15 protein-coding genes and 4 tRNA genes are annotated in these 11,914 nt (G+C 67.3%); 7 read left to right on the forward strand and 12 right to left on the reverse strand.

Translation table 11 applies throughout. From position 1 onward, the window contains the following. Nucleotides 1-47: 47 nt before the first annotated feature. The 8 genes from nusG to ACFVMC_RS23480 all read right to left on the reverse strand — a co-directional run bounded on the left by nusG (nucleotide 48) and on the right by ACFVMC_RS23480 (nucleotide 3,506). Nucleotides 48-812 carry a transcription termination/antitermination protein NusG gene (gene nusG / locus ACFVMC_RS23445; protein WP_379213489.1) on the reverse strand — a complete coding sequence of 255 codons (765 nt, stop codon included), beginning with the start codon at nucleotides 810-812 and terminating at the stop codon, nucleotides 48-50. Between the two features lie 100 nt (nucleotides 813-912). Then, nucleotides 913-1,296 carry a preprotein translocase subunit SecE gene (gene secE, locus ACFVMC_RS23450; RefSeq protein WP_379213491.1) on the reverse strand — a complete coding sequence of 128 codons (384 nt, stop codon included), beginning with the start codon at nucleotides 1,294-1,296 and terminating at the stop codon, nucleotides 913-915. Nucleotides 1,297-1,328: 32 nt separating this feature from the next. Then, nucleotides 1,329-1,401: transfer RNA gene (locus tag ACFVMC_RS23455), tRNA-Trp, on the reverse strand. Between the two features lie 171 nt (nucleotides 1,402-1,572). Next, nucleotides 1,573-2,637 carry a fused (3R)-hydroxyacyl-ACP dehydratase subunits HadA/HadB gene (locus ACFVMC_RS23460; RefSeq protein WP_379214064.1) on the reverse strand — a complete coding sequence of 355 codons (1,065 nt, stop codon included), beginning with the start codon at nucleotides 2,635-2,637 and terminating at the stop codon, nucleotides 1,573-1,575. A 188-nt stretch (nucleotides 2,638-2,825) separates the two neighbouring features. After that, complete coding sequence (rpmG, locus tag ACFVMC_RS23465; protein ID WP_356973555.1) at nucleotides 2,826-2,996, reverse strand: 50S ribosomal protein L33; 171 nt, start codon at nucleotides 2,994-2,996, stop codon at nucleotides 2,826-2,828. Between the two features lie 40 nt (nucleotides 2,997-3,036). Continuing rightward, a tRNA-Met gene (locus ACFVMC_RS23470) sits at nucleotides 3,037-3,112 on the reverse strand. Between the two features lie 41 nt (nucleotides 3,113-3,153). Further along, nucleotides 3,154-3,226, reverse strand: a tRNA-Thr gene (locus tag ACFVMC_RS23475). Nucleotides 3,227-3,423: 197 nt separating this feature from the next. Further along, nucleotides 3,424-3,506: transfer RNA gene (locus ACFVMC_RS23480), tRNA-Tyr, on the reverse strand. A 168-nt stretch (nucleotides 3,507-3,674) separates the two neighbouring features. Between ACFVMC_RS23480 and ACFVMC_RS23485 the strand changes: the two genes are divergently transcribed. Continuing rightward, nucleotides 3,675-4,166 carry a YajQ family cyclic di-GMP-binding protein gene (locus ACFVMC_RS23485; RefSeq protein ID WP_379213493.1) on the forward strand — a complete coding sequence of 164 codons (492 nt, stop codon included), beginning with the start codon at nucleotides 3,675-3,677 and terminating at the stop codon, nucleotides 4,164-4,166. On the opposite strand, the gene htpX is transcribed toward ACFVMC_RS23485, so the two are convergent. Then, nucleotides 4,153-5,046 carry a zinc metalloprotease HtpX gene (gene htpX, locus ACFVMC_RS23490; RefSeq protein WP_379213495.1) on the reverse strand — a complete coding sequence of 298 codons (894 nt, stop codon included), beginning with the start codon at nucleotides 5,044-5,046 and terminating at the stop codon, nucleotides 4,153-4,155. The two genes, ACFVMC_RS23485 and htpX, sit on opposite strands and share 14 nt — an antisense overlap. A gap of 78 nt (nucleotides 5,047-5,124) precedes the next feature. Further along, nucleotides 5,125-6,147 (reverse strand): polyprenyl synthetase family protein, encoded by a 1,023-nt coding sequence (locus ACFVMC_RS23495; RefSeq protein ID WP_379213497.1) that lies wholly within the window; start codon nucleotides 6,145-6,147, stop codon nucleotides 5,125-5,127. A gap of 281 nt (nucleotides 6,148-6,428) precedes the next feature. Between ACFVMC_RS23495 and ACFVMC_RS23500 the strand changes: the two genes are divergently transcribed. Genes ACFVMC_RS23500 through ACFVMC_RS23510 form a run of 3 tightly spaced genes read left to right on the forward strand, consistent with a single transcriptional unit; the run spans nucleotide 6,429 to nucleotide 8,625 of the window. Then, nucleotides 6,429-7,688, forward strand: coding sequence for a geranylgeranyl reductase family protein (locus ACFVMC_RS23500; protein ID WP_379213499.1), 1,260 nt, complete (start codon nucleotides 6,429-6,431; stop codon nucleotides 7,686-7,688). Continuing rightward, the gene (locus ACFVMC_RS23505) at nucleotides 7,688-8,110 is read left to right on the forward strand and encodes a helix-turn-helix domain-containing protein (RefSeq protein WP_379213501.1); all 423 of its coding nucleotides are present in this window, start codon (nucleotides 7,688-7,690) and stop codon (nucleotides 8,108-8,110) included. The genes ACFVMC_RS23500 and ACFVMC_RS23505 overlap by 1 nt, the downstream gene beginning before the upstream one ends. A gap of 56 nt (nucleotides 8,111-8,166) precedes the next feature. Then, nucleotides 8,167-8,625: a VOC family protein gene (locus ACFVMC_RS23510; RefSeq protein ID WP_379213503.1), complete on the forward strand. Its 459-nt coding sequence runs from the start codon at nucleotides 8,167-8,169 to the stop codon at nucleotides 8,623-8,625. A gap of 63 nt (nucleotides 8,626-8,688) precedes the next feature. Here the strand turns inward: ACFVMC_RS23510 and ACFVMC_RS23515 are convergent, their stop codons facing one another. Continuing rightward, nucleotides 8,689-9,195 carry a DUF2505 domain-containing protein gene (locus ACFVMC_RS23515; protein ID WP_379213505.1) on the reverse strand — a complete coding sequence of 169 codons (507 nt, stop codon included), beginning with the start codon at nucleotides 9,193-9,195 and terminating at the stop codon, nucleotides 8,689-8,691. A gap of 40 nt (nucleotides 9,196-9,235) precedes the next feature. Here ACFVMC_RS23515 and ACFVMC_RS23520 point away from each other — a divergent pair, with 40 nt between their 5' ends. Next, complete coding sequence (locus ACFVMC_RS23520) at nucleotides 9,236-9,718, forward strand: DUF3592 domain-containing protein (protein WP_379213507.1); 483 nt, start codon at nucleotides 9,236-9,238, stop codon at nucleotides 9,716-9,718. A 39-nt stretch (nucleotides 9,719-9,757) separates the two neighbouring features. Here the strand turns inward: ACFVMC_RS23520 and ACFVMC_RS23525 are convergent, their stop codons facing one another. Then, nucleotides 9,758-10,123, reverse strand: a complete 366-nt coding sequence (locus tag ACFVMC_RS23525; protein WP_379213509.1) for a cupin domain-containing protein — start codon at nucleotides 10,121-10,123, stop codon at nucleotides 9,758-9,760. 57 nt (nucleotides 10,124-10,180) lie between these two features. Here ACFVMC_RS23525 and ACFVMC_RS23530 point away from each other — a divergent pair, with 57 nt between their 5' ends. Further along, on the forward strand, nucleotides 10,181-10,648 hold the full coding sequence (locus tag ACFVMC_RS23530; RefSeq protein WP_379213511.1) for a MarR family winged helix-turn-helix transcriptional regulator: 468 nt from the start codon (nucleotides 10,181-10,183) through the stop codon (nucleotides 10,646-10,648). A 56-nt stretch (nucleotides 10,649-10,704) separates the two neighbouring features. Continuing rightward, nucleotides 10,705-11,847, forward strand: coding sequence for a glycosyltransferase family 4 protein (locus ACFVMC_RS23535; protein WP_379213513.1), 1,143 nt, complete (start codon nucleotides 10,705-10,707; stop codon nucleotides 11,845-11,847). The last annotated feature ends 67 nt before the right edge of the window (nucleotides 11,848-11,914 follow it).

Genomic DNA, 11,914 nt, shown 5'->3' on the forward strand with positions numbered 1-11,914 from the left:
TACCTTACCGGGACCGACACCGCGGCAATCGAGCGGGTCCCGTGGAGCTAGATCTTGGCGACCTGGGTGAACGCCAGCTCGACCGGGGTCTCACGACCGAAGATCGACACCAGCACCTTGAGCTTCTGCTGCTCGGCATTGACCTCGGAAATGCTGGCGGGCAGCGTCGCGAACGGGCCGTCCATGACGGTGACCGACTCGCCGACCTCGAAGTCGACCTCGATGGTGGGCTTGGGCGCCACATCGGTGGCGGTGGCGGCAGCGGCGGCGCCGGCCTCGGCGGCAGCGGGCTTCTTCTGCTGCGCGCTGGCCGGGACCAGGAACTTCACCACCTCGGCGATGGTCAGCGGCGACGGACGCGAGGTCGCGCCGACGAAACCGGTGACGCCGGGGGTGTTGCGCACCGCGCCCCAGGATTCGTCGTTGAGTTCCATCCGGACCAGGATGTAGCCGGGCAGCACCTTGCGGTTGACGTGCTTGCGCTGGCCGTTCTTGATCTCGGTGACCTCTTCGGTCGGCACCTCGACCTGGAAGATGTACTCCTCGAGGTCCAGGTTCTGCACACGGGTCTCGAGATTGGCCTTCACCTTGTTCTCGTAACCGGCGTAGGAGTGGATGACGTACCAGTCACCCGGAGCACGGCGCAGCGCGGCGGTCATCTCGGCGACCGGATCGGCCGGTTCGGCGTCGATCGGCGCGGCCGGAGCAGCCTCGGCTTCGTCGACAGCAGCGGATTCCCCGGCGGTCTCGGCGGCTTCTACCGCGTCGTCGACCGGGAACTCGTCGTTTGTGTCGTTCTCCGGGGTGCTCACTGGGCACTCACTTCCTGTGTCGTCACGTACATCGTCTGCCTACCGGTATTCAGCCGCCCCGTCGAGGGCGGCGTGGCGGCGCCGGCACCGGAGTGCCAGGCTAGCCGAACAGCCAGTCGACACCCTTGATGAACGCCAGGTCCAACCCGCTGATGAACGCCACCATGAAGATCACGAACACCAGAACAACGGTGGTGTAGGTGACCATCTGCTTCCGGTTCGGCCAGATCACCTTACGAAGTTCCGCGATGACCTCACGCAGGAACTTGATCAGGCGCTTGAACGGGTTGCCCCGCTTCTCGGCCTTGGCCTTGTCTGCCTTCTTCAGCGACGGACGGTCGATCGTGGCGATCGAACCGGTGTCGGCCGGAGAGGTGCCACGAGACCGGCGCGCGGACCGCTTGCCGCTCGGCCGAGCCACCGCGGCGGTGTCCTCGCCATCGTCGTCGGCCGCGCCGTGGCGAGTATCCCGCTCGTCGACCACGTCGATCCTCTCTCGTCGCTGGCATTTCAGGGCAGGGGCGACAGGACTTGAACCTGCAACCTGCGGTTTTGGAGACCGCTGCTCTGCCAATTGAGCTACGCCCCTTTGGTTGGCCCGTCGAATTGCGACCAACCGTGTTCGTATTCAGTTATATCTTCCTGGCGGTCACATGACACGCGCGCTGCTCGAGAGCAGCGCGCAGCGGCTGATGACCCCGGAGCACGAGTCTACGTTACCCACCGCGCCATTTGCCAATCCGGGGTCATCGAACCGCACTCAGGCCAGTTGCACCGTGGCCGTCGCGCGCCCGAAGATCTTGCGACCGGCCGACTTCGCGACCATCGCGACCACGGCGGTGCGCGTCTCCGGATCGACCGACTTGACCTTGCCGGTGTACTCGACCTCGGCCGCCTCGTCCGAGCCGACATAGACCGGGCTGGTGAAGCGCACGTTGTATTCCTTGACCGCGCCCGGGTCGCCGAGCCAGCTGGTGACGAAACCGCCGCCCAGACCCATGGTGAGCATGCCGTGCGCGACCACGTTTTCCAGGCCGACGAGCTTGACCACCTCGTCGCTCCAGTGGATCGGGTTGGCGTCGCCGGAGACACCGGCGTAGTTGACCAGATCGCCGCGGGTGAGCCGGACGACGCGAGCCGGCAGTTCGTCGCCCACCGCGATGTCCTCGAAGCGCAGCGCACGCTTGCTGGCCTCGATGTGCGGGGCCTTGGCCGGCGCGACATGGCCGTCGACGGCGATGGAACGCGGGCGGTGGTCGGGCATCTCACCGTCGCCGACGCCGTGCATGAGCACACCGCGCACGGCGCCCTGCAGATTCGGGTCGATATCGCCGCCGCTGCGGCCGATCAGCGTGGTGTAGGTGGTGAGCACCAGCTCGTCGTGCTGGTCGGTGACGATGTTCTTGGTGACGATGATGTCGCCGCCGAAGGCCTGCCGGAACGAGTGCAGGTAGACGTCACAGGTGAGCTGGTCACCGACCTTGATCGGGCGATGGAATTCCAGGATCTGATCGGTCTGCATGATCTGGCTCAGGTCGTAGCCCGTGACGATCGTCTCGAACAGCTTGCGCTGCGCCAGGATTCCGACCAGGGAGATGAAAGTCAGCGGGGCGAGCAGGCTCTCGTAGCCGTACTCGTGCGCGGCGTCCTCCTCCCAGTGCACCGGGTGGTAATCCTGCACGGCCCGGGCGTACTCGCGGACCTTCTCGCGGCCGACCTCGTAGTAGTCGTCGACGCGGTAGTGGTGACCGACCATGGCCGCGGCATGGGCGGCGGGGTCGAGCTCGACGCTCGCTTCGAGCTCTGCTGTACCGGTGGTGTTCATCGTCACGGGAGGACTGTACCTATCTGACCCCGCAGCCCGGAGTCGGCGGAGCAATCACGCCGACTGACAAGGGATCCCGGCGTGACCGCGAATGGCGGCTGTGTCCGTATATCGTTCTTACCCTGGATAGCGCTAAGGCCGGACTCTCGTCCGGCCTCGAGCAGCTGTAGCTTTATGTCGTCCCGGACTCAGCGGGATTCGCGGTGCGCCCGGTGGGTGTTGCAGTTCGGGCAGTACTTCTTGATCTCCAAGCGATCCGGGTCGTTGCGCCGGTTCTTCTTGGTGATGTAGTTGCGATGCTTGCACTCTTCGCAGGCCAAGGTGATCTTTGGCCGGACATCGGTGGACTTCGCGGCCACGACATTCCTTCTTTCGCGTCAACCTAGCGGTCTGGGTTATTGGTAGCGATGGCCGGACTTGAACCGGCGACACAACGATTATGAGTCGTTTGCTCTACCGACTGAGCTACACCGCCACGGGGCGCATTGCCAAGGTGCCTGCACCGGCAATCCGGCGAGCCCCCTAACGGAATCGAACCGTTGACCTTTTCCTTACCATGGAAACGCTCTGCCGACTGAGCTAAGGGGGCATGACTACATCCGCTCCGGGTCGTTCTGACTGACTCGGCGCGGCGAAGTCTTGAACGAGATTACACACTCCTCGGTCGCACCTCCAAATCGTGAGGTCAGAGGCTGTTTCCGAGGTCTCGGCAGGGAGCCCGGCGACACCGGATGCCCGGAAACCAAGAAACCCCCGCCGATCATCATGATCGACGAGGGTTTTCGGTGGCAGATGTAGGATTCGAACCTACGTAGGCTTTCACCGACAGATTTACAGTCTGCTCCCATTGGCCGCTCGGGCAATCTGCCATCCCGCGCTAGGCGCGGTGACGAGAATACATCGAACCTGCACCCACAATGCAAACCGGCTGCACAGGGCCGGTTTCCGGCATCCCGACGCGCCGGGGCGGGACTACCGGCGCGCGTACGGGTAGAACTAACGATGTCCGGAAGTACCGTCAGGAACAGGAGCGCAGTGTGGCCGATTCGTCTTTCGATGTCGTCAGCAAGGTCGACCGGCAGGAGGTCGACAACGCCCTGCATCAGGCGGAGAAGGAGCTGAACACCCGCTACGACTTCCGCGGTACCGGCGCCGCCATCGAGTGGTCCGGCGAGGAGAAGATCGTGCTGACCGCCGAGGCCGAGGAGCGGGTCAAGGCCGCGCTCGAGGTGTTCAAGGAGAAGCTGATCCGCCGCGACATCTCGCTCAAAGCCTTCGACGCGGGTGACCCGCAGCCCTCCGGCAAGACCTACAAGATCACCGGCACCCTGGTGCAGGGCATCGACGCCGAGCACGCCAAGAAGATCTCCAAGAAGATCCGCGACGAGGGCCCCAAGGGCGTCAAGGCGCAGATCCAGGGCGACGAACTACGAGTCAGCAGCAAGAAGCGCGACGACCTGCAAGCCGTGATCAGCCTGCTCAAGGGCGAGGACTTCGGGATCGCGCTGCAATTCGTCAACTACCGCTAGCGGAGTGGGCCGGGCCGCCCGCCAGGTCCTCTAGGCGGGCGATGCGCTCGGCCATCGGGGGGTGGGTGGAGAACCAGCGCGCGGCCCGCTCCCCGGCCCGGAACGGGTTGGCGATCATCAGATGCGACTGCGCGGTCAGCTGCGGCTCCGGCGGCAGCGGAGCGGCCTGGACGCCGCGCTCCAACTTGCGCAGCGCCGACGCCAAGGCCAGCGGATCACCGGTCAGCTCGGCGCCGGACTGATCGGCCTGGAACTCCCGCGAACGGGACACGGCCAGCCGCACCAGGGTGGCCGCGATCGGGCCCAGCAGGGAGATCAAGAGCACACCGATCAGATTCGGGCCGCCGTTGCCGCGATTGCCGCCGAACATGGACGCGAAGTACGCCAGGTTGGCCAGGCCGGAGATGACGGCGGCGAGCGCGCCCGCGATCGAGGAGATCAGGATGTCGCGGTTGTAGACGTGCGAGAGCTCGTGGCCGAGCACCGCGCGCAGCTCACGTTCGTCCAGGATCTGCAGGATGCCGTTGGTGCAGCACACGGCGGCGTGGCGCGGATTGCGGCCGGTGGCGAAGGCATTGGGCGCGTTGGTCGGTGAGATGTAGAGCCGCGGCATGGGCTGGCGGGCGATGGTCGCGAGTTCACGCACGATCCGGTACATGACCGGCGCCTCCAGCTCGCTGACCGGTTGGGCGTGCATGGCCTTCAACGCCAGCTTGTCACTGTTGAAGTAGGCGTAACCGTTCATGCCGACCGCGATCACGATCGACACGATCAGGATCGTCGGGTTGCGGAACATGGCCCCGGCGAACACGATCAGCGCCGACAGACCCACCATGAGCCCGAACGTCTTCAACCCGTTCGCATAGCCATGCTTGTGCATAGAGCTCCTCGCGCCAGTCCCCCGATCCGATATCTGCCTTACGCAGTTCAAACGCGGCAGCGGCCGGGCGAGTTCCGGCTAGCCGACCCGCTCGATGGTGTAGCGGACCAGACGCTCGAGGGCGTCGTTGGCGGGCCCCGGGGGCAGGGCGGCGAGCTCGGCGTGGGCGATATCGGCGTAGCCCTGCAATTTCTCCTTGGCCAGGGCCATGCCGCGGGAGCGGCCGAGCAGCTCCAGGGCCTCGGCGACCTCGGCATCGGTGGCCAGCGGGTGGGCCAGCAGGCCGCGGAGGCGATCGCCGTCGGCGCCCTCGTCCCGCAGCGCGTACAGCACCGGCAGGGTGTGCACACCCTCGCGCAGATCGGTGCCGGGGGTCTTGCCGGACTGCTCGGCGGCCGAGGAGATATCGATGATGTCGTCGGAGATCTGGAAGGCGGTGCCGACCGCGTCACCGAGCCGGGCCAGCCGTTCCACGTGGTCGGCGTCCGCGCCGGAGAAGGTGCCGCCGAAGCGGCCCGAGGCGGCGATCAGCGAACCGGTCTTCTCCCAGACCACGCGCAGGTAGTGCTCGACCGGGTCCTGGGATTCGCGGGCACCCATGGTTTCCCGCATTTGACCGGTGACCAGTTCGGCGAAGGTCTCGGCGATGATGCGCACGGCGTCGGGGCCCAGGGTGGAGGTCAGGCGGGAGGCGTGCGCGAAGAGGTAGTCACCGGCGAGGATGGCGATGCTGTTGCCCCAGCGGGAATTAACGCTCGGGGCACCGCGGCGCATCGGCGCCTCGTCCATCACGTCGTCGTGGTAGAGGGTGGCCAGATGCACGAGTTCGACGACGGTGCCGGCGGTGATCAGCGCCGGGTCGGCCGGGTTCGGGCCCAGCTGGCCGGTGAGGATGGTGAACAGCGGCCGGAAACGCTTGCCACCGGCCTTGGCCAGATGTAGCGCGGCCTCCTGGAGGAAGTCCTCGCCGTCGGACAGTTCGTCGATGAGGAGCTTCTCGACCTGTTCCAGGCCGTTGCGCACGGTGTTCGCGAGCTCGCGGTCGCCGAGGTCGACCCCGGCCACCACCGTATTCTGCTCATCCACAGCCGATGTGCTCATTTCTTCTCCCAGCGATGCGTCCGACCCCACGGTAAGAACCTAGCGTGTCCCAGCTACGCGGCCCCATGAACACCGTCACTATGTGGTGCACAGCGTTCGACTTGCGGTGCTCGCGACGCCCTACATGGTTACGCTTCGCTGCCGCCTCCGGGCGCTGAGCTCACACCGCGCCCAGCCTTCCACATCGCAGGTCCGAGACGTGGTCGAGCCGCGTCGGATCCGGGGTGTCGAGAGGTACGCCGCATCGACATCGAGCGCGGGGTCCTGCAAGTATTGAGCGCATGGGTGCACCGGAAGACAACCCCGTGGGCGCGGTACCGGACCGAACCGAGGTACTGGTCGTCGGCGCGGGCCCGGCGGGGTCGGCCGCGGCCGCGTGGGCCGCGCGCGCCGGGCGCGACGTGCTGCTGCTGGACTCCGCGGCGTTCCCGAGGGACAAGACCTGCGGCGACGGACTGACACCGCGCGCGACCAAGGAACTCGAGCACCTCGGCCTCGGCGACTGGCTGCGCGCGCACACCGTCAACCACGGCCTGCGCATGACCGGTTTCGGCCGGGAGGCGCTGCTGCGGTGGCCGGGCGGTTCCTTCCCGACCTACGGAAGCGCGGTCCCCCGAACCGAACTCGACGACAAGCTGCGCGAGACCGCGGTGAAATCCGGCGCGGCCATGCTGGACGGCACCAAGGTGATCGATGTCACCCGCGACGGCGATCGGGTCTGCGGCGTGACGGTGCAGACCGCCGCGGGCCCGCGTGAGATCGCCTGTACGACATTGGTCGTGGCCGATGGCGTGCGCTCCCCGATCGGCAAGCGGCTCGGCCGCACCTGGCATCGGCAGTACGCCTACGGCACGGCGGCGCGCGCCTACATCAAGTCCGGGCGCAGCGACGATCAGTGGATCACTTCGCATCTGGAGCTGCGCGACGCCGAGGGTGCGCTGGTGCCCGGATACGGCTGGGTGTTCCCGCTGGGCAACGGCGAGGTGAATATCGGCGTCGGTTCGCTGGCCACCGCGGCCCGGCCGTCGCACATCGCGCTGAAACCCCTGCTCCAGCACTACACTTCGCAGCGCTTCGACGAGTGGGAGTTCGACGGCGAGCTGCGCGCTGTCGCCTCGGCGCTGCTACCGATGGGCGGCGCGGTGTCGAATGTGGCCGGGCGCAACTGGGTCCTGGTCGGCGATGCCGCGGGCTGTGTGAATCCGCTCAACGGCGAGGGCATCGACTACGGGCTCGAGGGCGGCCACATGCTCGCCGAGCTGCTGGACGAGCCCGATCTCACCCGGATCTGGCCGGAGTTGCTGCGGGCCCGCTACGGGCGCACCTTCTCGGCGGCGCGCCGGATCGCCGGGCTGGCCACCCATCCGCGCATGGTGCCACTCGGCGGGCCACCGGTGATGCGGTCGAAGTACTTGCAGCGCACCGCGGTTCGGGTGATGGGCAATCTGGTCACCGAGGAGGACCTGGATCTCACCGCGCGGGCCTGGCGGGCCGCCGGGATGGCGTCCATGCGCTACGACGAGTTGCCCCCCTTCGCCTGATGGCCGGCCTGCCCGCGTTGTATCTGCTGCCGCACCTGCGGAAAGCGCGGGATCTGGTGGACCGGGACTACGCCGAACCGCTCGACCTGGACGAATTGGCCGCCGCCGCCGGGATTTCCAAGTATCACTTCCTGCGCGCCTTCACCGCCGTCTACGGGCGCACGCCCGCGGTGTATCTGGCCGAACGCCGCATCGAACGCGCGCAGGATCTGCTGCGCGCGACCAACCTGACCGTGACCGAGATCTGCATGCTGGTCGGCTACAGCAGCCTGGGTTCGTTCAGCAGCAAGTTCCGTCAGTTGGTCGGGGTCAGTCCGTCGGAATATCAGGCCAAGTTCGCCGCGACGGGGAACCCGCACATTCCCGGCTGCTACATCTTCATGCACGGTCTCTCGGACCGGAAACCCGCCGGCGACCGGTAGCGACTCGCGCAATTTCGGAGAAGCGCCGAACCGAGGCACGACCATAGCCTGGACGCATGACAACGATTACGAATGTTTCCCTGGTCACGGTGTATGTGAACGATCAGACCGCGGCCAAGCAGTGGTACATCGACAAGCTCGGTTTCGTGGAGACCGCCGATGTCACGATGGGCGACAACGGTTTCCGCTGGGTGACGGTGGCACAGCCGGACCATCCCGAACTGAATGTCACCCTGATGGTGCCCGGACCGCCGCTGGACGACAATCTGGCCGAGGCCGTCCGCCGGGCGCTGGCCAACGGCACGCACGGCTCGCTCGGGCTGAACACCGAGGACTGTCAGAAGGCCTACGAGGAGCTGACCGCCAAGGGTGTGGAGTTCGTGCAGCCGCCGGCCGAGCGGCCCTACGGGACCGAGGCCGTCCTGCGCGACAATTCCGGCAACTGGCTGGTGCTGGTGCAGCCGCGAGCGTTCGATCCGGCAGCGGCGGCCGAATACCAGGCCGACGCCGAATAGACGTCGGCGCCGGGGCTCGCCGTTGAGCGCCCGGCGCGTCGAATCCGGTTCGCGGGCAGCAGATTACCTGGTGGCCCGGCTGGCCACCCAGCCCTGGATGAACTCGCGCTCGCTCTTGAGCACACGGTGCAGCAGCTGTTCGGCCAGCGGCTCGATCGCGCCGCCGACCAGCGGCACCTTCACCTCGACGGTGCCGACGACCTCGATCTCCGAACCCTCGGCGGTCGGACGCAGCTCGTAGGCGCCGGACATGGCGCAGCTGATTCCGCCGGTTTCGGCGACCAGCGAACCGCGCGCGAGCTCACCGTCGAGCCGCCCCCAGTTATCGGTGCGGGCGAACTCGAGATCGCTTTTGAGCACCTTGCGCACGAGGCCGGGAATCTTGTCCTCGCTTGCTTTTTCGGTCATATGAACGCGAATGGTGTCCGCGCCCTCGGGATGGGAGAGCTCGAGGGTGGCGGTGACGGCCTCGGCGAACCGGGCCTGCCAGGTCTCGTCGGTGGTCAGTGCCCGGTGAAGATCTTCGACCGGGATGCTGTAGGGCACGGTGAAGCTGAATTTTCGGGACATGGCCGCACAGGTTAATCCAGCGGCTCAGTAGGCTGGTTCGGTGTCGGAAACCAGTCAGTACGCTCAGCGCGCGGCGCGCCTGCGCCGGACCCGCACCGCGGTACTCGCCGCGGCGGCGGCGATCAGCGTGCTGACCGCCCTGCTGGTGCTGGCCGCGTGGCGCAACGACTATCTGATCAGCTCGAATATGGGCACCGCCACCGGCGAGGTGATCTCGGCCGGGCGGTTGCGCTCGGCGGTCAGCTATGTCACGCCCGACGGCACGAACCACAATCCGAAGGTCGGCGTGCTGTACCCGACCAATCTGACCCAGGGTGAACGGATCAAGGTCGAGTACAGCCGCGAGGATCCGGATCTGGTTCGCGTCGCGGGCCGGGACGCGCGGGTGGCGGTGCTGCCCGCGGCCTCGGTCATCGTGGTGACCTGGGGCGTGGCATTGCCCGCGCTGTGGGTGCTCGGGCGGCTGCGTCGACGCGGTGTGAGCTCAGCGCCCGGAGGCGAACGCGGTGTGAGCTCAGCGTGACCACGGAGGGCGTTGCGAACACCGCCGATGGGCACAGCACTACTGCGCCCACGGCGGGGTGAACCGGCTGCCGTCGGGCATTTCGGCGGTGAAGCCCGCGGGGATCGCGACGTGCGCGACCGCCGGTTCGTCACCCGGATTGCCCAGCGCGATCGGATCGCCCGCGGGCACGACCAGCGCGTCACCCGGCTCGAGTAGCTGACCGCTGATCTCCAGGCGGCCCGAGAGCAGCATGAAGACCTCGTCGCGGTCGAGGGTGTGGGCGGGGCCGACCGCCAGATTTCCCGGCACGGTGAGCCGCCAGGTGCACAACTGCTTCGAGCCGCGGCTCGGAGCGGCCATGCCGTCGAACTGGGCGTGCGGCAGCTCGAAACGCGGTGCGTCGGCAGCCTTGACGAGGTGCATGAATCTCCCTAGATAGACAAGCTGACTTGAACAAGTTGACTTGACTATCATGGCGGCATGACTCGATTCGCGCAAGAGCTGGATTTGGTAATCCTGCTGGGCCTCGGCTATCAGCAGTTCGTGCACGACTTACGAGAAGCGCTGGCCCAGCAGGGGTTCGGCGACGCCGGCCCGTCCTACGGCTACGTCTTCCGCAGCCTGGACCGCCGCGCCATGAACATCAGCGAACTCGCCGACCGTCTGTCGATCACCAAACAGGGAGCCGCCCAACTGGTCGACGAGATGGAAAACCGCGGCTACGTGCAGCGCCGGCCCGACCCCGGTGACCGGCGAGCCAAACTGCTCTATCTCAGCGAGAAGGGCGCGGCCGCGCTCGCCGCGGCCCGCCGATTCCATCGTGCCGCCGAACGCGACCTGGTGAAAGCGCACGGCCCGGACGCGGTGCGCACCCTGCGCGCCCTGCTGGAAACGATCGCCACGCCCGAGAACCTGGCCGACCCCCGCTGGCGGTCACCCCACGTTTAGGAGCACGTTCGCCGGAACTTTCCGTGGGCTTCACGTCCGGCGGTCACGCTGAGAACGTGCGAGTAGCGATCGTCGCGGAGTCGTTCCTGCCGAACATGAACGGCGTCGTGAACTCTGTTCTACGCGTGCTGGACCACCTGGACCAGCACGGCCACGACGCGCTGATCATCGCGCCCGACACCATTCGCGGCGTGCCACCCGCACCTCGCGAGCACGGACGGTTCCCGGTGCACCGGGTGCCCGCCATGATGGTGCCCAAGATCAGCTCGCTGCCCGTCGGCCTGCCCCAGCCCGGAATCACCGCGGCCATCCGGGATTTCGATGCCGACGTGGTGCACCTGGCCTCCCCGTTCCTGCTCGGCGCGGGCGGCCTCGGCGCGGCCGTGCGACTGGACCTGCCGACGATCGCGGTCTATCAGACCGATGTGGCCGGGTTCGCCAAGAGCTACGGCCTCGGCCTGGCCAGCCGCGCCGCCTGGGCCTGGACCCGGCGGCTGCACGAAAGCGCCACCCGCACCCTGGCGCCCTCCACCGCCGCCGCGGAAGACCTGGCCCGCCACGGTGTTCCACGCATCCACCGGTGGGGGCGCGGGGTGGACATCGACCGCTTCCACCCGGGGGCGCGCAGCGCCGAACTCCGCGCGACATGGCTCGGCGGCACGGACAAACTCGTCGTCGGTTTCGTCGGGCGGCTAGCACCGGAGAAGCATGTCGAGCGACTGGCCGTGCTCGCCGCGGACCCCGGCATCCAACTGGTGATCGTCGGCGGCGGTCCGGAACGCGACGCGCTCGCGGCACTCATGCCGAACGCGGTGTTCACCGGCGAACTGGGCGGCAGCGAACTGGCCCGGGCCTACGCCAGCCTCGACATCATGATCCACGCGGGCGAACACGAAACCTTCTGCCAGGGCGTGCAGGAGGCCCTGTCCTCGGGCACGCCGGTCATCGGCCCCGACGCAGGCGGACCGCGCGACCTCATCGCGCACTGCCGCAACGGCTACCTACTCCCAGTCGACCGATTCACCGAACTCCTACCGAGCGCCGTAGCCGCCCTCCGCACCCCCGACCTACGCACCCGCTTCGCCCGCGCCGCCCGCAAATCCGTACTACACCGCACCTGGCCCGCAATCTGCACCGACCTGATGGCCCACTACACGGCCGTCACCGGCCTCCAAACCCAATTGCCACACACCGCATAACGCCCCCACCACCCACCCACCGCCGGGATTCGGGCAGACGAGCGGAACGAAGGGACATGGCTGCGCC

Origin of the sequence: Nocardia sp. NPDC127579 (assembly GCF_042672005.1) — a bacterium.
Classification (GTDB): Bacteria; Actinomycetota; Actinomycetes; order Mycobacteriales; family Mycobacteriaceae; genus Nocardia.

Coding starts and splice junctions, on each gene's coding strand:
- ACFVMC_RS23495 (WP_379213497.1), bottom strand. CDS start 6,147: ATGAGCACATCGGCTGTGGATGAGCAGAATACGGTGGTGGCCGGGGTC.
- ACFVMC_RS23510 (WP_379213503.1), top strand. CDS start 8,167: ATGACAACGATTACGAATGTTTCCCTGGTCACGGTGTATGTGAACGAT.
- htpX (WP_379213495.1), bottom strand. CDS start 5,046: ATGCACAAGCATGGCTATGCGAACGGGTTGAAGACGTTCGGGCTCATG.
- ACFVMC_RS23460 (WP_379214064.1), bottom strand. CDS start 2,637: ATGAACACCACCGGTACAGCAGAGCTCGAAGCGAGCGTCGAGCTCGAC.
- ACFVMC_RS23525 (WP_379213509.1), bottom strand. CDS start 10,123: ATGCACCTCGTCAAGGCTGCCGACGCACCGCGTTTCGAGCTGCCGCAC.
- ACFVMC_RS23505 (WP_379213501.1), top strand. CDS start 7,688: ATGGCCGGCCTGCCCGCGTTGTATCTGCTGCCGCACCTGCGGAAAGCG.
- ACFVMC_RS23515 (WP_379213505.1), bottom strand. CDS start 9,195: ATGTCCCGAAAATTCAGCTTCACCGTGCCCTACAGCATCCCGGTCGAA.
- ACFVMC_RS23530 (WP_379213511.1), top strand. CDS start 10,181: ATGACTCGATTCGCGCAAGAGCTGGATTTGGTAATCCTGCTGGGCCTC.
- ACFVMC_RS23500 (WP_379213499.1), top strand. CDS start 6,429: ATGGGTGCACCGGAAGACAACCCCGTGGGCGCGGTACCGGACCGAACC.